The 19,866-nt window shown below is 72.6% G+C and carries 16 protein-coding genes; 8 read left to right on the top strand and 8 right to left on the bottom strand.

Annotation, left to right across the window (positions count from 1 at the left end; all coding sequences use genetic code 11):
- Nucleotides 1–6: 6 nt before the first annotated feature.
- The 3 genes from ACIO5D_RS24860 to ACIO5D_RS24850 form a co-directional block, all read right to left on the bottom strand.
- A complete protein-coding gene (locus ACIO5D_RS24860; protein ID WP_400797888.1) occupies nucleotides 7–2,301 on the bottom strand; it encodes an ATP-binding cassette domain-containing protein in 2,295 nt (764 codons plus the stop codon).
- A 192-nt stretch (nucleotides 2,302–2,493) separates the two neighbouring features.
- Complete coding sequence (locus tag ACIO5D_RS24855; protein WP_400650908.1) at nucleotides 2,494–2,850, bottom strand: DUF5132 domain-containing protein; 357 nt, start codon at nucleotides 2,848–2,850, stop codon at nucleotides 2,494–2,496.
- 290 nt (nucleotides 2,851–3,140) lie between these two features.
- Entirely contained in the window at nucleotides 3,141–4,853 is a 1,713-nt protein-coding gene (locus ACIO5D_RS24850; RefSeq protein WP_400797885.1) for a DUF885 domain-containing protein, read from the bottom strand.
- Between the two features lie 210 nt (nucleotides 4,854–5,063).
- On the opposite strand from ACIO5D_RS24850, the gene ACIO5D_RS24845 reads away from it, so the two are divergent.
- The 5 genes from ACIO5D_RS24845 to ACIO5D_RS24825 are packed head-to-tail and all read left to right on the top strand — an operon-like array spanning nucleotide 5,064 to nucleotide 11,582.
- Nucleotides 5,064–6,647 (top strand): ABC transporter substrate-binding protein, encoded by a 1,584-nt coding sequence (locus ACIO5D_RS24845; protein WP_400797882.1) that lies wholly within the window; start codon nucleotides 5,064–5,066, stop codon nucleotides 6,645–6,647.
- Nucleotides 6,648–6,660: 13 nt separating this feature from the next.
- Complete coding sequence (locus tag ACIO5D_RS24840; RefSeq protein ID WP_400797880.1) at nucleotides 6,661–7,629, top strand: ABC transporter permease; 969 nt, start codon at nucleotides 6,661–6,663, stop codon at nucleotides 7,627–7,629.
- Between the two features lie 7 nt (nucleotides 7,630–7,636).
- A complete protein-coding gene (locus ACIO5D_RS24835; protein ID WP_400797877.1) occupies nucleotides 7,637–9,487 on the top strand; it encodes a dipeptide/oligopeptide/nickel ABC transporter permease/ATP-binding protein in 1,851 nt (616 codons plus the stop codon).
- The gene (locus ACIO5D_RS24830; protein WP_400650921.1) at nucleotides 9,484–10,275 is read left to right on the top strand and encodes an ABC transporter ATP-binding protein; all 792 of its coding nucleotides are present in this window, start codon (nucleotides 9,484–9,486) and stop codon (nucleotides 10,273–10,275) included. The genes ACIO5D_RS24835 and ACIO5D_RS24830 overlap by 4 nt, the downstream gene beginning before the upstream one ends.
- Nucleotides 10,272–11,582, top strand: a complete 1,311-nt coding sequence (locus tag ACIO5D_RS24825) for an NAD(P)/FAD-dependent oxidoreductase (RefSeq protein WP_400797874.1) — start codon at nucleotides 10,272–10,274, stop codon at nucleotides 11,580–11,582. Before ACIO5D_RS24830 ends, ACIO5D_RS24825 begins: the two co-directional genes overlap by 4 nt.
- A 29-nt stretch (nucleotides 11,583–11,611) precedes the next feature.
- On the opposite strand, the gene ACIO5D_RS24820 is transcribed toward ACIO5D_RS24825, so the two are convergent.
- The 5 genes from ACIO5D_RS24820 to ACIO5D_RS24800 all read right to left on the bottom strand — a co-directional run bounded on the left by ACIO5D_RS24820 (nucleotide 11,612) and on the right by ACIO5D_RS24800 (nucleotide 15,942).
- Nucleotides 11,612–12,694 (bottom strand): alpha/beta hydrolase, encoded by a 1,083-nt coding sequence (locus ACIO5D_RS24820; protein WP_400650927.1) that lies wholly within the window; start codon nucleotides 12,692–12,694, stop codon nucleotides 11,612–11,614.
- A gap of 195 nt (nucleotides 12,695–12,889) precedes the next feature.
- A complete protein-coding gene (locus ACIO5D_RS24815; RefSeq protein ID WP_400797871.1) occupies nucleotides 12,890–13,414 on the bottom strand; it encodes a hypothetical protein in 525 nt (174 codons plus the stop codon).
- A gap of 138 nt (nucleotides 13,415–13,552) precedes the next feature.
- Entirely contained in the window at nucleotides 13,553–14,005 is a 453-nt protein-coding gene (locus ACIO5D_RS24810) for a MaoC family dehydratase N-terminal domain-containing protein (protein WP_400797868.1), read from the bottom strand.
- Between the two features lie 5 nt (nucleotides 14,006–14,010).
- A complete protein-coding gene (gene fabI, locus ACIO5D_RS24805) occupies nucleotides 14,011–14,769 on the bottom strand; it encodes an enoyl-ACP reductase FabI (protein ID WP_400797865.1) in 759 nt (252 codons plus the stop codon).
- 819 nt (nucleotides 14,770–15,588) lie between these two features.
- On the bottom strand, nucleotides 15,589–15,942 hold the full coding sequence (locus ACIO5D_RS24800; protein WP_400797862.1) for a hypothetical protein: 354 nt from the start codon (nucleotides 15,940–15,942) through the stop codon (nucleotides 15,589–15,591).
- Nucleotides 15,943–16,165: 223 nt separating this feature from the next.
- Between ACIO5D_RS24800 and ACIO5D_RS24795 the strand changes: the two genes are divergently transcribed.
- The 3 genes from ACIO5D_RS24795 to fxlM all read left to right on the top strand — a co-directional run bounded on the left by ACIO5D_RS24795 (nucleotide 16,166) and on the right by fxlM (nucleotide 19,808).
- Nucleotides 16,166–17,368, top strand: coding sequence for a helix-turn-helix domain-containing protein (locus ACIO5D_RS24795; protein ID WP_400797859.1), 1,203 nt, complete (start codon nucleotides 16,166–16,168; stop codon nucleotides 17,366–17,368).
- 26 nt (nucleotides 17,369–17,394) lie between these two features.
- Complete coding sequence (locus ACIO5D_RS24790; RefSeq protein ID WP_400797856.1) at nucleotides 17,395–18,030, top strand: HAD-IA family hydrolase; 636 nt, start codon at nucleotides 17,395–17,397, stop codon at nucleotides 18,028–18,030.
- A 539-nt stretch (nucleotides 18,031–18,569) separates the two neighbouring features.
- Nucleotides 18,570–19,808, top strand: coding sequence for a methyltransferase, FxLD system (gene fxlM, locus ACIO5D_RS24785; protein ID WP_400797854.1), 1,239 nt, complete (start codon nucleotides 18,570–18,572; stop codon nucleotides 19,806–19,808).
- Nucleotides 19,809–19,866 lie beyond the last annotated feature (58 nt).

The following is a 19,866-nucleotide window of genomic DNA, read 5'->3' as shown; positions in this document are numbered from 1 at the left end:
CTACGGTCAGGCGGCGAGTTCGCCGGCCTGGAGGTGCCAGAGGGACGCATAGAGCCCGTGCTGTGCGAGCAGCTCGTCGTGGGTGCCCTGTTCGGCCACGACGCCGCCCTTGTCCATGACGAAGATCCGGTCCGCGTGGCGGACGGTGGACAGCCGGTGGGCGATCACGATCACCGTCCGGTCGACGGCGAAGCTCCGGAGCGTCCGCTGGATGGCGGCCTCGGTCTCGTTGTCGACGGCGGAGGTGGCCTCGTCCAGGATGACGACCGGCGAGTCCTTGAGGATCGCCCGGGCCAGGGCGATCCGCTGCCGCTGGCCGCCCGAGAGCGCGGCGCCGCGTTCGCCGATCAGCGTGTCGTAGCCGTCCGGCAGCGTCGCGATGAAGGTGTGCGCCTCGGCCGTCGCGGCCGCCTCGACCACGGCCTCGTCGGAGGCCTCGAAGCTGCCGTAGCGGATGTTGTCGGCGATGCTGCCGTCGAACAGGAACGGGTCCTGGGCGACGAACCCGATCGCTTCGCGCAGGTCCCGCCGCGGCAGGTCACGTACGTCCCGCCCGTCGAGCAGCACGCTGCCGGACTCCGCGTCCTGGAAGCGCATCAGCAGCTTGGCGATCGTCGTCTTGCCGGAGCCGGTGGCGCCGACGATGGCGGTGGTCCGCCCGGCGGGGACGGTCAGCGAGAGGTCCTCCAGTGCCGGGGGGCGGCCGGGGTAGGCGAAGGTCACTTCGTCGAGGACGATCTCCCCGCGCACCTTCTCCATGTCGAGCGGTCCGCCGGTGCCGTCGGTCTCGACGGGCAGCTCGCGCAGCCGCTTGACCCGGTCGTAGGCGGCCAGCGTGCGCTGGTACTGGTCGGCGATGCCACCGAGCCGGCTCATCCGCAGGAGCACCATCTGGGGCAGTCCGATCAGCGGGCTGAACACCTCGAACCGCAGGGTCCCGTTGAGCACCGAGAGGCCGCCGAGCAGCAGGGTGCCGGCCATGGAGCTGGTCGTGCAGACCCGGACGATCTCGGCGTGGCGGATCGCGCTCCGGTCGGTCTGCCGGCTGCTCTCCTGGGCCTCCTCGCTCAGCCGGTCGATGCGATCCGCCTCGTAGCCCTCGGTGCAGAAGCTCTTGACGGTGGCTCCGGCCTCCAGCGTGTTGACCAACTGGCTGTGCAGCCTGGCCCGGCGCTCGCCGGAAACGGCGTAGTCCTCCGCCACCTTCTCCTGGTAGTGGAACGACAGCCAGGCGATGACCGGGATGGGCAGGAAGGCGATCCAGGCGATCTGCGGTGCCAGCAGCAGGAACGCCGGCACCAGGAGGGCCAGGCTGGTACCCAGTTGCAGCACGTCGTTCGCGGAGGTGGCGAAGAAGGTGCCGAGCTGACCGACGTCCTCCGTGAGCGTGCCGGCGACCCGGGTCGTCCGCTCACCCTCCAGGTGCCGCAGTTCGAGGTGCTGCACGTGCTGGTACGTCCGGTTGCGCCAGTCGTGCTGGATGTCCTGGCCGAGCCCGCGCCACTGGAGGCTGGAGGTGTACGAGAGGGCCGCCACCGCGGCACAGGCCACGGACACCAGGCCCGCCAGGCCCCAGAGCTGGGCGGAGGCGGTGGTCAGGCCGAGGCCGACCAGCGGCGCGGCCCGGCCCTTGATGAGCACCAGCGCGGTCCAGCCGAGGAAGGTGCCGAGCGCCATCTCCGAGACCTGGCAGGCGACCGAGAGCGCGGCAGCGCGGTAGAGCCGCCGGCGGTGCGGTCCGACGATCTCCAGCAGGGGGTGGCGGGCGGATCCGTCCCCGGTCAGTTCCCGGGTCTCGTCGGCCGTCCTGCGCCAGGCCTTCCGGAGGACCGTCACGGTCGCCGTCGCCACACCGCCCAGCGCGACCAGTTGCCTGGTCACCGCCGACCCCCGGATCAGGGCGACTCCGGCCGCCAGGCCGCCCCCGACGGCGAGCACGGGGCCCCCGGCGCCGCGTTCCGCCCGCGGGGCCGGTTCGACGGCGGGCCGGGTCTGCGGCGTCCGCGCCCTTCCGCCGGTGCCCTCCACGACCAGGGTGACCGCTCCGCGGACGAGCCGACCGACGTCGGCGGCCTTCACCCGCGCGTCGTGCCGGACGAGGACCCCTCCGGTGATCGGGCTGGCCTGTGCCTCGGTGATCCCCGGGATGCGCCGCAGGGCCGCGACGAGGACTTCGGCCACCTGGGGTCGCCCGAGGACCGGCTTGACGTCCCAGCGCTGACGGCCCGGAATGACCGAGCGCGGGCGCACGTCCACCTCTACGGAGCGATGTCCGACTGAGGCACCCAGCAGAGATGGCATGTGTACGATCACCTGTTTGCGGAAGTCGCGGAAGCCGTCACGGATCGGACGGGGAACATACGACGAATCGGAAAGTCTGGAGGGGGGAATGGTCCAGCCGACAGGCCGTCGGCCGGCCGCCGCGCAGGCGCATTTCTCCGGGTCCGGTAGAAATACTCACCCGCACGGCGGCCCGGGCCGCAGGCCAGGCCGTCAGTGCGCCTTTCCGGCACCGGCGGTCGCACGGATCTTCGAGGTCCTCGCGTCGCCCTCGGTCCGGTCGGCGGGGTCGTCCTTCTCACCGTTCGGGGTGCCGGCCTCGGCGGCCCGCCGGCCGTCCCCCGAGGGGGCCGCGACGTCACCGGCGGCGATCTGCGCCGCCACCATCTCGGCGGCCACCTCGGCCGCGAGGTCATGGATGTTCTCTCCGGCCTCATGGGCCGCCTTCTTCACCTCCATGGCAAGGCCGACGGATGTCTTGACGACACCGCGCACCAGCGGTTTGAGCAGGCGCTTGGCCAGTGGCGCGACGATGAGGCCAACCAGGAAGGGCGGTACTACGGGCGGCATGATGCTCCATCCTCTTCACGCATACGTATGACAGGGATCCCGGGCACTGCGAACACCGGAGCAGCGCACAGCCGGGCGGACAGAGGTACCCATTTCCGGAATTCACTATTCCCCTGCCGGGGCCCACTGGGCCGAATTCCTTATCGCCGGGGTCCGCCGCCCACTCTCTCGCCACCGTAGTCGAGCCATGCCCACCGAGACCAAACAGTCCCGGCCGATTTCACTCATGCGAGTGATCTTGGCCTGCTTGAGCAGTAAAGGCCGCCGCCTACATATTCAAACCTATGGGCCTATTTTCCTACTTGCTGAGGATTGCCGAGTTCGCGCGCCACCCTCCGCCGAAGGGCCGGGAACGGCAGCCCTCCCCCGCCCAGCACCGCCTCGTGGAAGGCCCGTACGTCGAAGCCCGCTCCGAGCCCGCTCTCGGCCCGGGCCCGCAGCCGGCCGAACTCCAGGTAGCCCGCCCGGTAGGAGAGCGCCTGCCCGGGCAGGTCCGTCGAGTAGCGCAGCAGGTCCGGGACGATCTGGTCGTCCGCCTCGGTGGAGTTGGCGCGCATGAAGTCCCGCGCCTGCGCCAGGCTCATCGTCCCGAGGTTGAGCCCGGTGTCGACGACGAGGCGCTGCGCGGTGAACCGCTCCTGCGCGAGGCGCCCGTACGCGTCCCACGGGTCGTCGTAGAGGCCCATCTCCCAGCCCAGACCGGCCGCGTACTCCGCCCAGCCCTCGTTGAAAGCCGTGAACTCGGCTACCTCGCGGCGCAGTTGCGGCAGTTCCAGGCCCTCTGCCTGCCGGGCGAGGTGGAAGTGGTGCCCGGGAGCCAGCTCGTGGTAGATCAAGGACGCCGCGCCCAGGAGCGAGCGCCGATCCACGTCCGAACCGTTGTAGCGGTAGCGTCCGACCGGGACGTCCGGAGTCGGCTGCTCGTAGTATCCGAAGGTCATCCCCGCCTCCAGCGCCGGATCCAGCCGCGCCAGTCCGTACGGCGCGGCCGGCAGCACGGCGAACCAGCGCGGCAGCAGCGGGGCGAGCCGGTCGAGGTGGCCGCGGTAGCGGGCCTCGACCTCCTCGGGGGTCCGGGCGTACAGACGGGGCTCGGTGCGCAGCCGCTCGTGGAACTCGCCCTCGGGGCCCGGAAATCCGAGGGCCGTGCGGACCTCCCGCATCCGCTCGGCGAGTTCCCGGCACTGCTCGCGGCCGAGCTCGTGGAGCCGCTCGGGCGGCGTGTCGCCCCCACTGTGAGTCCGGACGAACTCCCGGTACGCCTCCTCCCCGCCCGCGTACTGCGCCCAGCCGACGGCCTGCGGCGCCTCGCGCAGGTGGGCCGGTTCGTCGAGGACGGCGAGCAGGCCGTCGAAGGCCGGTGCCAGCTCGACCTCCACCAGCCGATGCACCCCGTCGCGGAGCCGTCCGCGGTCGGCGCGGCCCAGTCCGCCGAGTCGGTCGTCGTCCACCTCGACCCGGCGCGCCACGGACGCCCGCAGGCCGACGACGGTGGCGCGCGTCCCGGCCAGGGCCGGGGCCGGCACCCGGAAACCGCGTACAGCCTGCTCCGCCGCCTTGTCGGCGATCGAGCCGACCACCCGGGCCAGCTCGTGCAGCAGCGACAAGTACCGCTCGACGTCCGGTCGTTCGGCGAAGCGGAACGGGCACAGGACCACGTCGACGTACTGCGACAGCGGGAACAGCCGGTACGGCGTGGCCGCGGGCGTCAGCCAGTGGCAGCGGCGGGACCGCAGCTCCTGCTCGGCCAACCCCGTGAGGAACGCGGCGGTGTCGGCGTCGACTCCGGACAACCCCACGCCGCCGAGTGCCCGGACCCGCCCGAGCGCACCCTCCGCGAACCGCGCCCGCTCCTCGGCCTCGGCGAGCGACGCCCCGGGGAGCGTCTCCACCAGGAGCCCCTGGCGCACCCTCAGCAGTGGATCGCGTTCCAGCAGGAACTCCCAGTAATCGTCGGCCAGTCGACCGATCTCCTCGCCCGGCGCGTTCGTCCTCGTCCTCATCCGGCCAGTGTGGCGATGACCGGCCGCCCAGTCGCCCGGTCCGCGGAACCGCGGCCGTACTATCCCTCGAACGGGTGAGACGAACCCGATCGCCAGGGGCCGCGCGAACGGCTCCCCGACGCATCCACAGGCGGCTTTCGCTATTCGAACACACTTGCCACAAAGGCGAGTTGACTCGTCAGCGGGAAAACTCGGTGGCACCATGACGCCATGCGCCGTTGCCTCCTGCCGGTCCTCCTGGCAGCCGCCGCCACCGCCACGGCCGTCGCGGTGGCCGGCTGCGCGGGCGTCGCCCGGTCCTCGACGAGCACTCCGCTCGTCGACCACGGGACCGTCCGGATCGCCGCGGCCAGTGAGACGCCCAGCTTCGACCCCTACTCGACCTTCGGCGCCACCCAGGCCCGCTACGCCTACGACTCGCTGGTCAACCTCTCCCCCGACGGCACCGTGGTCTCCGGCCTGGCCTCGACCTGGCAGGCCACCACCACCACGGCCACCTTCACCCTCCGCCCCGGCATCACCTGCTCCGACGGCACCCCCCTCACCGCCTCGGCGGTGGCCCGGGCGCTGACCTACGCGGGCGACCCGGCCAACCAGCTCGCCGGCGCCCAGACCGTCCTCCCCAACGTCCCCTTCACCGTGACCGCCGACGACCCGGCCGGCACCGTTTCGGCCGGCACCGCCGCCCCCTTCCCGTTCCTCACCCGCACCCTCGGCCTGCTGCCGATCGTCTGCCCCGCCGGCCTCGACCGACCCCAGTCGCTCGACCGCGCCACCCACGGCACCGGCCCGTACGTGCTCACCCGCTACTCCCCCGGCGGGCCGTACGAGTTCACCGTCCGCGAGGGCTACACCTGGGGCCCGGCCGGAGCGACCACCGCGGAACCCGGCCTTCCGGCCCGCATCGTCATCTCGGTGGTGCCCCAGGCCTCCACCACCGCGAACCTGCTCCTCACCGGCGGCGTCGACATCGCGAACGTGAACGGGCCGGACCGCGCCCGGCTCGCCGGCCACGGCCTGTCCACCACCGACGTGGCGACCGTCGTCGGACTGACCTTCTTCAACCAGCGCCCCGGCCGACCGCTGGCCGACCCTGCGCTGCGCAGGGCCCTGGTGTCCGCGCTCGACCACCAGGGCCTCGCCAACGTCGCCGTCGGCGGCACCGGCCGGCCCGCCACCGACTTCGGCGCCGAGGGCGCCGTCTGCCACGCCGACCTCGCCGCAGCCAACCTACCGACGCAGGACGCCACCGAGGCCCTGCGCGCCGCCGGCTGGACCCACGACCCGGACGGCCGGTTGACCAAGGACGGCCGACCGCTGCGGCTGCGACTGATCACCAGCCCGGACCTCGGACCGACCCTGCCGCCCGCCGCCGAGCTGATGTCCCGCACCTGGACGGAGCTCGGCGCGGACGTCAAGCTGGTCACCGAGAGCCTGCCCGCCCTCGTCAACGCCATGTACCGGACCGGCGACTTCGACGTCGTGGTCGGCACCTCACCGGGCTTCGCCCTGCCGGTCGGCTTCATCCCGTTCTTCTCCGGCCCCACCCCCGCCCAGGGCCTCAACTTCGCGGGCGTCGCCAACCCCGAGTACGACGCCCTGGTCGCCCAGGCCCTCCGGGAGCCGGACACCGAGGGCTGCGACACCTGGAACCGGGCCACCGCCGCCCTCTTCCGCTCGGTCGACGCCCTGCCGATCGCGGACGGCCGGAGCACCGTGTACGGCCACCGCACCACCTTCGCCACCACCTTCGGCGGCCAGCTCGTCCCCACCAGCATCCGCCTCCACCAGTGACCGGGGGCCCACCGTGTCCTTGCCCCATCTGCTGCGGAATCCCTGGACGGCGTTCCTCGGCCGCCGCACCGCCCGGCTGCTCCTCTCCCTCGGGGTCGTGCTCACCGCGTCGTTCGCGATGATCCGCCTGGTGCCCGGCGACCCGGTCCGCGCGGCGCTCGGCGTCGACGCCTCCCCCGCTCTGGTGGCCGCACGCCGGCACCAACTCGGGCTCGACGCGCCCTTCCTGTCCCAGTACCGGCACTATCTCGACGGCCTCGTGCACGGCGACCTCGGCAGCTCGCTGGTCACCGGGACACCGGTCGCGGAGCTCGTCCGCACCCGGCTGCCGGCCACCCTGGAGATCGCCGGCCTGGCCTTCCTCGTCACCCTCGCCGTCGCCCTGCCCTGCGGACTGCTCGCTGCCGTCCGCACCCGTGACGGCCGGCACCCGCGCAACGAGCTGGCGTTCACCGTGGTCACCGCCGGACTCGCGGGGGTACCGGACTTCGTCCTGGCCGCCGGGCTCACCGCGCTGCTGGCCGTCGGCCTCCAGCTGCTGCCGGTGGCCGGCGCGGCGGGCGCGGAGTCCTTCGTCCTGCCGGTCCTCGCGCTCTCCCTCGCGCCCACGGCCGTCCTGGTGCGCATCGTCCGGGTGGAGGCGCTGAAGGTGCTGTCCGAGGACTACATGCGCACCGCCCGGAGCAAGCGGCTGTCCCCCACCCGCCGCTACCTGCGGCACGCGGCGCCGAACATGGCGACCGCCGCGCTCACTGTCGCCGGAAGCCTGCTGCCCGCCTTGATCGCCGGCACGGTGCTGGTCGAGAAGGTGTTCGCCTGGCCCGGCATCGGCTCGGCGCTGGCGCAGTCGGTGGTCACCCAGGACTACCCGGTGGTCCAGGCGACGGTCCTGATCCTGGGCACGACCGTACTACTCGCCGGCCTCCTGGTCGACGTGCTGCTGGCGCTGCTGGACCCGCGCTCTGCGATCAGGGAGAGCTGAGGATCCGATGCCCCTTCCCACCAGGTACCCGCGCTCGCCCATGGCCTGGGTCACGGCGGCCATGCTGGCGTCGCTGGTCGTGCTCGCGCTGGCCGGCCCCCTCCTCTGGGGCGCGGCGGCGGACCGCCCCGACCCCTCGGCGGTGCTGCAAGGCCCGTCCGCGGCCCACCCGCTCGGCACCGACAGCCTCGGACGGGACCTGCTCGCCCGGGTCCTGACCGCCACCCGGCCCTCCCTGCTGCTCGCGCTGGCCGCGACCGCGATCGGCGCGGGTACGGGCATCCTCCTCGGCGCGTCCACCGCCGTGGTCGGCCGCCGCACCCGCCGACTGCTCGCCGGGCTGATCAACCTCCTGCTCGCCTTCCCCGCGCTCCTGGTCGCGATGTTCCTCGCGGTCGTGTTCGGCGCGGGCGCCGGCGGGGCGACGCTCGCCCTCGCCGTCGCCGGTGTGCCCGGTTTCGCCCGGCTCGCCCAGACGCTCGCCGCCGCCGTCGCGGGCACCGACCACCTGGCCTCGGCCCGGGTCCTCGGCCTGCGCCGGCACCGGCTGCTGTGGCGGCACGTCCTGCCCAACATCGCCGAGCCGCTGCTGCTGAGCGCGACCACGGCGGCGGGCACCTCCCTGGTCGCGCTCTCCGGGCTGAGCTTCCTCGGCCTGGGCGTCCAGCCGCCCGGCTACGACTGGGGGCAGCTGCTCAACCAGGGGCTCGACCGCATCTACGCACAGCCGCTGCCCGCCCTCGCCCCCGGCCTGGCCATCCTCTACGCGGCGCTGACGTTCCAGCTGCTCGGCGAGGTCCTGGCGGGAGGCGTCGCCCGGCGCGGCCCGGCACCCCGTGCGCCCCGGCAGCCGGTCGCGCCGAGCGGGCCCGCCGAGGACGGTCTCGTACTCCAGGTCGAGGACCTGAGCGTCGGACTCCCCACCCCGGACGGCGTGATCCGACCGGTTCGCGGCGTGAGCCTTTCCCTGCGGCCGGGTGAGATCGTCGGGCTCGTCGGCGAGTCCGGCTCCGGCAAGTCGCTCACCGCGCTCGCGATCGCCGACCTGCTCCCGGAGCGGGCCCTGGTGTCCCACCGGACCCTCCGTCTGCTCGGCGCCGACCTGGGCGCCATGACGCCGGCCCAGCGCGAACACCACCTCGCGACCGGCCTGGCGATGGTCTTCCAGAACCCGGCCACGGCGCTCAATCCGTCGCTGCGCATCGCCACCCAGCTCACCGAGACCGTCCGCGCCCATCGCGGTGCGAGCCGCGCCCAGGCGTTGGCGGAGGCCTCGGACGCCCTGCGCCGGGTGGCCCTTCCCCCTGCCCTGCTGCGGGCACGCCCCCACCAGCTCTCCGGCGGCCAGCGCCAGCGCGTGATGATCGCCTCCGGGCTGATGGTGCGGCCGGGCCTGATCATCGCCGACGAGCCGACCACCGCGCTCGACGTCACCGTGCAGCGGCAGATCACCCGGCTGCTGTCCGAGATCCGGCGGGACACCTCCGCCGCCGTCCTGTTCATCAGCCACGATGTCGCGCTGGTGGGCGAGTTCTGCGAGCGCGTCCTGGTGATGTACGCGGGAACCATCGTCGAGACCCTGCCCGCCGACCGTCTCGCGACCGGCACCCGGCACCCCTACACCAGGGCCCTGGTCGAGTCGGTACCGGACCTCACCGCGGACCGCGACCGGCCGCTGCCGACGGTGGAGGGCGCACTGCCCGAGCCGCTCGCGCCCACCCCGGGCTGCCCGTTCGAGCCCCGCTGCCCACGTCGCCGGGACCACTGCGCCGAGGAGACCCCGCCGCTGGAGGACCTCGACGCGGTCCACCGGGTGGCCTGCTGGTACCCGGTGGCGGCGGAGGTGGTCGCGTCATGACCGCTCTTCAGCTCACCGGCCTCACCGTCCGCCACCACGGCCCGCGCGGCCCCGTCGCCGCCGTAGACGGAGTCTCGCTGGAGATCCCGCCCGGCACCACGCTCGGCCTCGTGGGCGAGTCCGGCTCCGGGAAGTCGAGCCTGGCCCGCGCGATCGTCGGCCTCACCCCCGTGCACGGGGGTCGGGTCCTGCTCGACGGCCGGGAGGTCCGGGCCCGCACCGTCGGCGACCGGCGCCGACTCGGCCGCCTGGTCCAGATCGTCCTCCAGGACCCGGACACCGCGCTGGATCCCCGGATGACCGTCCGCCAGACGCTCGGCGAAGCGGCGACCGCGTTCCACCGGCTCGACCGGCAGGCCCGTGCCGAGCGGGTCACCGCCCTGCTCGAACTCGTCGGCCTGAACCCCCGGTTCGCGGACCGCCTGCCCCGGCAACTGTCCGGCGGCCAGCGCCAGCGGGTCGCCGTCGCCCGCGCCCTGGCCGTCGAGCCCGGACTGCTGATCGCCGACGAGATCACCTCGGCGCTCGACGTCTCGGTGCAGGCGTCCGTCCTCAACACGATCCGCGGCCTCCAGCGGCGGCTGGGCCTGTCCATGCTGTTCATCGGCCACAACCTGCCCGCGGTCTGCTACGTCTCCGACGTGGTGGCGGTCATGCGGCACGGTCGGATCGTCGAGACCGCCCCCACCGAGGCCCTGCTGCGCGACCCACGGCACCCGTACACCCGGACGCTGCTCGCCTCCGTGCCCAGCCTGCGCACCTCCCTGCCCGACGAGAGGCCGTCATGACCACCAGCCGACCGGACGCGGTCGTCGTCGGAGCCGGGGTGATCGGCGCCGCCGTCGCCCTCGAACTCGCCCGCACCGGACGGCAGGTGGTCGTCGTGGACAAGGCGGGCGCCGCCGGCCACGGCTCCACCAGCGCCTCCAGTGCGATCATCCGGTTCAACTACTCCACCTTCGACGGCGTCGCCACGGCCTGGGAGGCCCAGCACCTCTGGACGTCCTGGCCCGACCACCTGCGGCTCACCGGCCGCCGCCCGCTCGCGGCCTTCCACCGCAGCGGCGCCGTGCTGCTCGACTCCCCCGCCGTCGCACCGTCCGGGGTCACCGCCCTGTTCGACCGCGCGGGCGTCCAGTACGAACGGTGGGACGCCCCTGCGCTGCGCCGACACCTCCCCGGGATCGACCCCGGGCGGTACTGGCCGCCGAAGCCCGTGGACGACGACGCCTTCTTCGACGGCCCGACCGGTGAGCTCGGTGCCCTGTTCACCCCGGACGCCGGGTTCGTCGACGACCCGCAGCTCGCCGCCCAGAACCTCGCCGACGCGGCGGCCGAGCTGGGCGCGAGCTTCCTGTTCCACCACACCGTGGTGGCCGTCGACCGGCACGCGGACCGGGTCGCGGGCATCCGGCTGGCCGACGGAACACGGATCTCCGCGCCGGTCGTGGTCAACGCCGCCGGCCCGTGGTCGGGAGGCCTCAACCGGCTGTCCGGCGTCGGCAGCGACTTCACGATCGGCGTGCGCCCGCTGCGCGAGGAGGTCCACCAGGTCGTCGCGCCGAGCGGCCACACCACCGGTCCCGGACCCGGCCCCGTCGTCGCCGACCTCGACCTCGGCACCTACCTGCGAGCGGCCTCCGGCGGCCGCCTCCTGATCGGCGGCACCGAGCCACCCTGCGACCCGCCGGAGTGGATCGACGACCCGGACGAAGCCGACCCCCGCCCCACCGCCCACCGCTTCCGGACCCAGGTCACCCGGGCGGCCCGCCGCTTCCCGGAGATCGGCGTCCCGAACCGGCCCCTCGGGGTCGCGGGCGTGTACGACGTCGCCGACGACTGGACCCCGATCTACGACCGCACCGCCCTCGACGGCTACTACGTCGCCATGGGCACGAGCGGCAACCAGTTCAAGAACGCCCCGCTGGTGGGCCGCTACCTCGCCACCCTGATCGACCTGGTCGAGGCCGGCCACGACCACGACGGCGACCCGGTCCACTACCGCTGCGAGCACACCGGCAACGTCGTGGACCTGGGCGCCTTCTCCCGCCGGCGCCCGGTCCGGGCCGGCTCCGCCCGTACGGTCATGGGCTGAACGTACGGTCATGGGGTGTGAACATGCGGTCATGGGCCGAGCGTGCGCAGCTCCCGCACCAGATCCGCGACCACACCGACCACGAACCCGGGCTCCTCGGTCGGGAAGTCATGGCCGGTGCCCGCCGGTGTGTACACCACCCGGGCCGCGGTCGACGCCGCCAGGTAGCGGGTCCGGGCCCTGAGGTAGAAGCGGCCGATCCGCCCGGCCTCGGCCGCGTCCCGGGCGGCGGCCAGTACCGTCTCGCCACCCGTGAGGTCGCGGGGTACGACCAGCACCAGCGGCAGGTCGCCGAGGTCCCCGTCGTAGACCACGGTCTCCCAGCCCACCTCCGCCAGGCCGGAGGGCGAGAGCTCCGCGAAGATCGACGCGGCGGCGCAGTACTGGCCGGTCCGGCCGCCACGGTCACGGTGCGCACCGAACAGGTGCCGCACCGCCGTCAGCAGGAACTCCCGGCGCATGCCCGCCACCAGCCGGTTGGGCGGCGCGAAGGCGATGACATCCAGGGGCGTCGGATCCAGCAGCACGAGTCCAGCCACCAGGTCCGGCCGCCGCCGGGCGGCGTTCGCGACCAGCAGCCCGCCGAAGGAATGGCCGACGAACACGTACGGAGCCCGCTCCCCCGCCGCCTCCAGCGCGGCCGGCAGTTCCTCCGCCTCGGCCGCCGTCGTCCTCGGGAAGGGCCCGACATCGCTCCAGCCCGAGCCGAACCGGTCGACCAGCACCGAGCGGGTCCGGGCCGCCATCATCGCGTGCAACTGCCCGAACTCCTCGCCCGGCGCGTGTCCGCCCGGCATCCAGACCACGGTCGGCCCGTCCCCGGCGACCCCCTCGGCGAGGACGTGCATCCGGCGCCCACCCACCTCGACCAGCCGCCCCGGCGGCCGGCCCGCCCCCGCTCCGCGGCCCACCAGCACCAGGTGCCGCACCGCACCGACCGCCAGCACCACACCGACGGTCACGAATAAGATGCCGAGCGTCACCGCCCAAGTCGCACCGGTCCCGACCAGCCCGGCACCCACACCCGCCACCAGCAGCGCGACCGGCACCCCCAGCCAGTCCCGGCTCACCAGTGCGAGCAGGGCGTTCGCCACCCGTCCGTTTCGGCGCATCGGTCCTCCGCGGTGTCCGGGAGCCGACCTCTGCCCGTCTTCTTCCCCCATCCGTACGCCCTGACGCGCCCCGGCGAACACACAATCGGCAGCCCAGGGCCTGCCCGCCCTGCGCCCCGCCGTCCTGACAGGCCCGCCGAGCCACCGCGCAGCGGGCCGTCCGCACCGTGGTCCGGACCAGTGGTCCGGACCACGTCACGGCGTGTCGGCGGGCCGGTCCGGGGCGCGGCCGGGCCGGACGGTGGTGACGACCGGCCAGATCAGGCTGTACACCAGGACCTTGGTGAGCGGGTTGAGCCAGACCAGCAGCGGGGCGCCCCGGTCGGGCCCGCCGACCAGGGCCACCAGGCCGAAGATCAGGCCGACGCTGATCGCGTAGGCCAGCAGGAAGCGGAACCAGCCCGCCCACGCGTCCAGGACGGCGGCCCGCCCGTACAGCTTCGGCGGCGGGGGCGGCGCGTTCCCGGCGTAGCGGCGGGCGAACTTCGCGTCGGCCCAGCGGATCGTCCGGTGCCCGTAGACCACCGTGATGCCGAGGTAGGCCGCCGACAGACCGTGCCAGACCGTCGGCTCGACACCGTCGCGGATGCTCAGCACGGTGGTCACCAGCAGCACCACGTCGATCAGCGGGACGCAGAACAGCAGCGCGCCGCCGAGCCGGGGCCGGCCGGCCGCGTAGCGGGCCGCCAGGCCGGCCGCCAGCAGGACCCAGAAGAGCACGTCGCAGGCGAGGACGAGAGTGAGAATGGCACGGCCCCCTTGTGTGACAGGTCGAACTGTGTGACAGGTCGAACACCCATTGTCCCCGCCGGCGCGACGGCCAGGCACCCGAAGCCCGGCGGGGGCGGCGCGGTCCGGTCAGCCCGGCCCGGGTGCCGGGCCGAGCAGCGTGGTCCGGACGGTGGCCACCCGCCCGCCCCGCGCGTCGTCGATCGTGGTCCGGAACACCACCCGGTCCCGGCCGGCCTGACGGTCCATCGTCTCCGGGACCGTCTCGGCGGCCAGTTCGTCGCCGGCCCGCAGCGCCCGCTCGAAGCCGAACCACTGCGCCAGGTGGACCGCTCCCTCCGGCGGGAGGCCGAACTCCGGGTCCGTCAGCAGCTGCCAGTACGCCTCCCCCGCGACCAGCGCCGCGAAGGTGGGCGGGGCCAGGAGGTCCGGGTGGCCGGCGGCCCGGGCGGCGACCGGGTCGTGGTAGAGCGGGTTCGGGTCGCCGATCGCCGCCGCGAACGCGCGGACCGCCGCGCGGGTCACCAGGAACGGCTCCGGTGCGGCGAACACCCGGTCCAGACAGGCCCGGTTGAGCGCCATGCCGGTCAGCCGCCCACCGCGTGCGCGCCGCCGTCCACGTGCACGATCTCGCCCGTGGTGGCCGACAGCCAGTCCGACAGCAGGACGGCGCAGGCCCGCGCGGTCGGCCCGGCGTCCGCCGCGTCCCAGCCGAGCGGGGCCGCCCGGTCCCAGTCGTGCCCGTCGAAGCCAGGGACGCCGCGCGCGGCGGTGGTCGCCAGCGGGCCGGCCGCCACCAGGTTGACCCGGATCCCGCGCGGCCCCAACTCCTTGGCCAGGTAACGGGCGCAAAACTCCAGCCCGGTCTTGGCCACGCCCATCCAGTCGTAGCCGGACCAGGCCCGCGAGGCGTCGAAGTCCAGCCCGACCACCGAGCCGCCCGGCCCCATCAGCGGCAGCGCGGCCATGGTCAGCGACGTGAGCGAGTAGGTCGAGACGTGCACGGCGGTCGCGACGTCCTCCCACGGCGTGCTCAGGAAGTTGCCGCCCAGCGCGGACGGCGGCGCGTACCCGATCGAGTGCAGCACGCCGTCCAGGCCGTCCAGATGCGCGCCGACCCGCTCGGCCAGCGAGCCGAGCTGCCCGGTGTCGGTGACGTCCAGTCCGATCACCGGCGGCGGCTCGGGCAGCCGCTGGGCGACCCGCCGGACCAGGCTCGGCCGGCCGTGCGCGGTGAGGACCACGCGCGCGCCCTCCTCCTGGGCGACGCGCGCGACGTGGAAGGCGATCGAGGCCGGGGTGAGGACGCCGGTGATCAGCAGGCGCCGGCCGTCGAGGATGCCCATCGGTTCTCCGGTTCTCCGGTTCTCCGGTTCTCCGGTTCTCCGGTTCTCCGGTTCTCCGGTTCTCCGTTCGGTGCGTTCGGTGCGTTCGGTGCGTTCGGTACGTGCGTGAGGTGCGTGCGTGAGGTGCGTGAGTGAGGTGCGTGGGGCGGTGCGCGGCCCGCCGGTGCCGGGCCGGGGGAAGGACCGTCAGTGCCCCATCGAGGAGCCGCCGTCCACCGGGACGACCGCGCCGCCCGGTGACCTCTCCCCCGCCGAGCCCCGCCGCCGCCCACACATCGTCCGCAAAGGCAAACGCCCGACTTGCCGAGGTCTACCAGGCCCGGAAACTCCCCGCAGAGCCAGCGCAAGGCGGAACGGATCCAGAAGTACGGCCCGATGCAATGCGAGGTCCATGCCGAGGTCGTCAAGGCCTTCATCCAGACCCTGGAGGGCAATGACGTCCGCCTCACCACCCAGTCCAACGCCTTCGACAAACATCCTCATGTCCACCGGAACGCTACTCCCCTACCAGCTGTTGCTACCCCTCGCAGGGGCGATGAGGACCATCGCCCCTGCGAGGGGTAGCAACGTGGGAGTTCCTGACCTTCGGCCGTCCTGGCCGTTGGAAAACATCCGTGTCGGCGATTGGGTTCCGCGGTCCGCAGCGTGGCTTGTCGGGTACAGCCGAACGTGCCTGCGGCCCTTGACGGCCGATGTGGGGTGTGAGGCGGTTCTACGCTGTCCTGCATGGAGTTCCGAGGTAGCCGCGAATGCCTGGCGGCCGGAGTGCGGGCTGCCCTTGAGCGAGGTTGTCCCGGTTCGGGGGCGACGCTTCTGGGGTCACTTGCGGCGGGTAGCGAGGGCGACATCGACGTCGAATGGATCGTCCCCGACAACCAGTTCGCCACGTGCCTGGCACAGGTCAGAGCGCTCCTGCACCTGGTGCACCCGGTTGAAGAAGTACGCGTCGATCCGGACTTCCTTCATTCCAACCGCCGCCGCCTGTTGTTCGTCCGTTTTGAACAGGTCCTGCTGTTCTGGCGACTGGACTTGTCGGTGCGCGCGCAGTCCGTCGCCAATGAGGCGGACTACGACGAGGGGAACCCGGCGGCACGAGCCCGCGCGGGAGAGTGGTCGCGGTCGGCCAGTCCCCTGGCCAACGCGATCGGTGCCATCAAAACTGCGGCGAGGCACCGCACCAGTGACTCCTACGGGCTCGTGGACCGTGGTTTCTCCCGCATCGGCGAGGCCGACTCGGCCACCGGAGCATGGACCGCTAGAAACCGCCCCCTCGGCCATCCAGCTGTGAATGCAGGTCAACTTCACGTCCGTCAAAGATCTTTCACTGCCGTAACGTGGTCCACTGGCCCAGCTTGGCGGGGTACCTACCGATGAGAAGCCGGAGGATGGGGACGAGATGGGACAATGGCAGGACTTCACCACAGGTGAGCGGCTCAAGGTGCTGCGCGGCAAAATGACGCAGAGCGGCCTCGCAGAGCGGAGCGGTCTCTCACTGCACACCGTCCAGAAAGCTGAGCAGAACGGGAACGTGTCACTGCCGACCCTGCTTCGTCTCGCAGAAGCTCTGCACTCCGACGTTGCGGTGATCCTTGGCCAGCAGGCGCCACGGCGAGGCATGAGCCCGGACGATCGGGCGATGCTCCGGGAACTGTCCCGAACAGTCCACGACACCGCCGCAGGTGTCCTTCATGACCCTGCCGAAGGCGCAGCGCCGGGCCCGGCAGACCTCGCCGAAGCCGCCGCCCGCATGTGGCGGGTGTACTGGCGAGGGGCCTACACCGACGCCGGTGTCCTGGTCGCGCCCTTCCTCCGTTCCGTGGCGCTGTTCGCCCAGGCCACGCCCGCCGGCCAGGAGGCCGCCGCGAACGCGCTCCTCTCCGACGCCTATCGCGCTGCCGGCCTCATCGCCAACTTCCTTGGGGCGCGGGACTTGGCGTACGCGGCGATCGGCCATGCCATTCGCTACGCGGAACTGGCGGCAGACCCCGTACGGGTGTCCATGCTGGGATCAGCGCGGGCTCGTGTCCTGCTGCGCGACGCCCGGGTGGAACAAGCACTGCGAGAGGCCGAGGCGGCGGCCGCCCGCACCGAGCCGACGTTCTCCGAGCAGGGATCGAGCCTCCTGGCGGCCTACGGGAAGAACATCATCTTTGCCGCCGTCGCCGCCAGCAGACTCGGCGACTCCGCGCGTGCCGCGGACCTCCTGTCCCAGGCCCACGCGGTGGCCGCCCGCCTGGGACGTGACGTCTACACCAACGGCTTGCAGTTCGGTCCCTCCTACGCCGACGCCCAGGCCGTCGGGGTCAACGTGTCGCTGGGCAACGCGGGGCGCGCATTGGAGATCTCCCGCCGGTTCGACCCGTCCGGGCTCACGCAGGCCGCGCACAACCGCATGCTGCTCGACGTGGCCCTCGCGCAATGTGACGCACGGCAGTGGGACACCTCCCTGGACACCCTCCTTGAGGTCTGCTCATCCCACCCGGAGTGGTCGCGCCACCAGGCCATCCCGGGTGTCATCATCCAGAGAGCCGGTCACGCCAGTACCAGCCGTATCCGGAAGCTGTCCGCCATCCTGGGCACCTCGCCAACCGTCCGTTAGCACCCGAGTCACCCGAACCACCTGCATTGGAGCGCACGTTGTCCTACCGCGGCCTGATCCTCGACTTCGCGGGAGTGATGACCACCCCCATCGGCCACTCCTCCCGCGCGTGGTGCACCGGCGAAGGGCTGCCCGCCGACACCTGGCGCAGCACCCTCGAGGACGACCCTGTGGGGCGCGCGCTCTATGTCGAGCTCGAACTCGGCAGGATGTCGCAGAGCGACTGGAACCGGGAAACGGCGGCAATCATGGGGGTTGCTCCCGAGAACCTGATGGGGCGGGCTCACGCAGAAGTGCGCGCCGTTCCCTCGATGGTCGCGCTTGCCCAGCAGGCCCGCAGCGCGGGAATCACCGTTGCCCTCCTGTCGAACTCCTACGGGTTCGACCCGTACAACCCGTATGCCGAGACCGGAGTATGGGATCTCTTCGACGTGCGGGTCATCAGCGGCGAAGAAGGCATCGCCAAGCCCGACCCGGGGATATACCAACGCACGTTGGACCGCATGGATCTGGCCGCCGCCGACTGCGTCTTCGTGGACGACCATCCGGCGAACCTGGTGCCGGCCGAGACCCTGGGCATAACCGCGGTGTTCGCCGATGGACCGGCAACGGCCGGCCGAGTCGCACGAATGCTCGACCTTGACCTCGTTCAGCGGCCATGAACGTTCGCTCGTAAGACCTTGCAATCAACATGAGTTGACGATGCGTCGGCGAAGTCCTACGCGCCGTGCGAGTTCGATCCTGCGCGATCTTCGGAAGTCCTATGTACCGCAGGTTCACTGAACGCCACGCTCCCGTGACAGTAGGGGCATGTCTTCGGAAGCACCTCGGTCTCCGGGCCGCATCCGCCAGTACGCGGAGACCCTCAAGGGGGTCATCGCCGCGTGCTACGCCGATGCCGGGAGGCTCCCGGGGGCGGAGCGTGTCGGATGCGCTCTCGACAGGCGCGGCACGAGGCGTCGTGACGTGGACGCGCTCGATGGTGGCGGACAACGCCGAGGCGTGGAACAGCCTGGCGGGCATCGTCCCCTCCACCGCCCTCCCGCCAGGCCGTTGGAGCGTCGGCAGCGAGGCGGCCCGTAGACCGACCGCCCAACCAAACGAGGACCAGGAAGTCGTGCCCTGTCCACGAGGCGGGACGCGGCCCCGTCCGGCCAGGCTCGTTGATCCCGGCACGTACCACCAACGAAGGAGAGCATCCTTGAACAGCACACCCGCTTCCGGATCCCCGGAAGCTCTGCGGGCCGGCCTGGTCAAGCAGCTGCGCGACCTCGGAGCGATCCGCACAGACCGGGTCGCGTCGGTCATCGGCCAGGTCCCCCGCGAGGCGTTCGCCCCCGAGGCGCGGCTCGCCGAGGCCTACGATCCGCAGCGCGCGGTGGTGACCAAGCGGGACAAGGACGGGCTCGCGATCAGCTCCGTCTCCGCCGCCAACGTCCAGGCGTTCATGCTGGAGCAGGCCGACCCGCAGCCGGGCGAGAACGTCCTGGAGATCGGCTCGGGCGGTATGAACGCCGCCTACCTCGCCGAACTCGTCGGCCCGGCGGGCACCGTCACCACCCTCGACATCGACCCGGAGGTGACCGACCGGGCCCGCCGGCTGCTCGCCGACGCCGGCTACGACAGCGTTCATGTCGTCACCGCCGACGGCGAGTTCGGGGCACCGGGGCGGGCTCCGTTCGACCTGATCGAGGTCACCGTCGGGGCCCCGGACATCCCGCCGGCCTGGCGGGAGCAGCTCGCCCCGGGAGGCCGGATCGTCGTCCCGCTGCGCGTGCGCGGCCTGATGCGTTCCTTCGTCCTCGTCCGTGAAGGCGACCGTCTGGTCAGCCGCGGCTACGAGCTGTGCGGGTTCGTGCCGATGCAGGGTGCCGGTGAGCAGCGCGAGCGCCTGGTGCTGCTGCGCAACACACCGAACGAGGAGGTCGGGCTGCGGCTGGACGACGGCGATCAGGTGGATGTCGAGGCGCTGCGCGCGGCGCTGTCCTCGCCCCGCGAGGAGGTGTGGTCGGGGGTGACCGTGGGCGGGGAGGAGCCGATCGACGATCTGGACCTGTGGCTGGCCACCGTCCTGGACGGCCACACCCGGCTGACCGCCACGGTGGGTGCGCGTGACAAGGGCATCGTGGCGTCGGCCTCGCCGCTCGGTGTCGCCACGCTGGTGGCCGGCGGCACCTTCGCCTACCGCACGGTGCGTGCGGTGGACGAGACCCGGACCCGTTTCGAGCTCGGCGCGTACGGGCACGGCCCGGCGGCCGCGGCTACGGCGGCCGGTCTGGTGAAGGAGATCCGCGCCTGGGACCAGACCCAGCGCAGCGGCCCGGGCGCCCGCATCGAGATCTTCCCCGCCGGTACGCCCGATGACCAGTTGCCCGCGGGTCGTGTGGTCGACAAGGCCCATACCCGCATCTCGATCTCCTGGCCCGGCCGACGGCCGTAACCGGCCAACACCGGGGCCAGGTGAGCACCACCTGTCAGTCCGTCAACTCTCCGAGGAG

It is taken from the genome of Kitasatospora sp. NPDC087315, assembly GCF_044744345.1.
In the GTDB taxonomy this organism is placed as follows: domain Bacteria; phylum Actinomycetota; class Actinomycetes; order Streptomycetales; family Streptomycetaceae; genus Kitasatospora.
The sequence above is the reverse complement of the archived record's forward strand: the minus strand, read 5'-3'. Positions and strand labels throughout refer to the sequence as shown.

Coding starts and splice junctions, on each gene's coding strand:
- ACIO5D_RS24860 (WP_400797888.1), bottom strand. CDS start 2,301: ATGCCATCTCTGCTGGGTGCCTCAGTCGGACATCGCTCCGTAGAGGTG.
- ACIO5D_RS24855 (WP_400650908.1), bottom strand. CDS start 2,850: ATGCCGCCCGTAGTACCGCCCTTCCTGGTTGGCCTCATCGTCGCGCCA.
- ACIO5D_RS24850 (WP_400797885.1), bottom strand. CDS start 4,853: ATGAGGACGAGGACGAACGCGCCGGGCGAGGAGATCGGTCGACTGGCC.
- ACIO5D_RS24845 (WP_400797882.1), top strand. CDS start 5,064: ATGCGCCGTTGCCTCCTGCCGGTCCTCCTGGCAGCCGCCGCCACCGCC.
- ACIO5D_RS24835 (WP_400797877.1), top strand. CDS start 7,637: ATGCCCCTTCCCACCAGGTACCCGCGCTCGCCCATGGCCTGGGTCACG.
- ACIO5D_RS24830 (WP_400650921.1), top strand. CDS start 9,484: ATGACCGCTCTTCAGCTCACCGGCCTCACCGTCCGCCACCACGGCCCG.
- ACIO5D_RS24825 (WP_400797874.1), top strand. CDS start 10,272: ATGACCACCAGCCGACCGGACGCGGTCGTCGTCGGAGCCGGGGTGATC.
- ACIO5D_RS24820 (WP_400650927.1), bottom strand. CDS start 12,694: ATGCGCCGAAACGGACGGGTGGCGAACGCCCTGCTCGCACTGGTGAGC.
- ACIO5D_RS24810 (WP_400797868.1), bottom strand. CDS start 14,005: ATGGCGCTCAACCGGGCCTGTCTGGACCGGGTGTTCGCCGCACCGGAG.
- fabI (WP_400797865.1), bottom strand. CDS start 14,769: ATGGGCATCCTCGACGGCCGGCGCCTGCTGATCACCGGCGTCCTCACC.
- ACIO5D_RS24795 (WP_400797859.1), top strand. CDS start 16,166: ATGGGACAATGGCAGGACTTCACCACAGGTGAGCGGCTCAAGGTGCTG.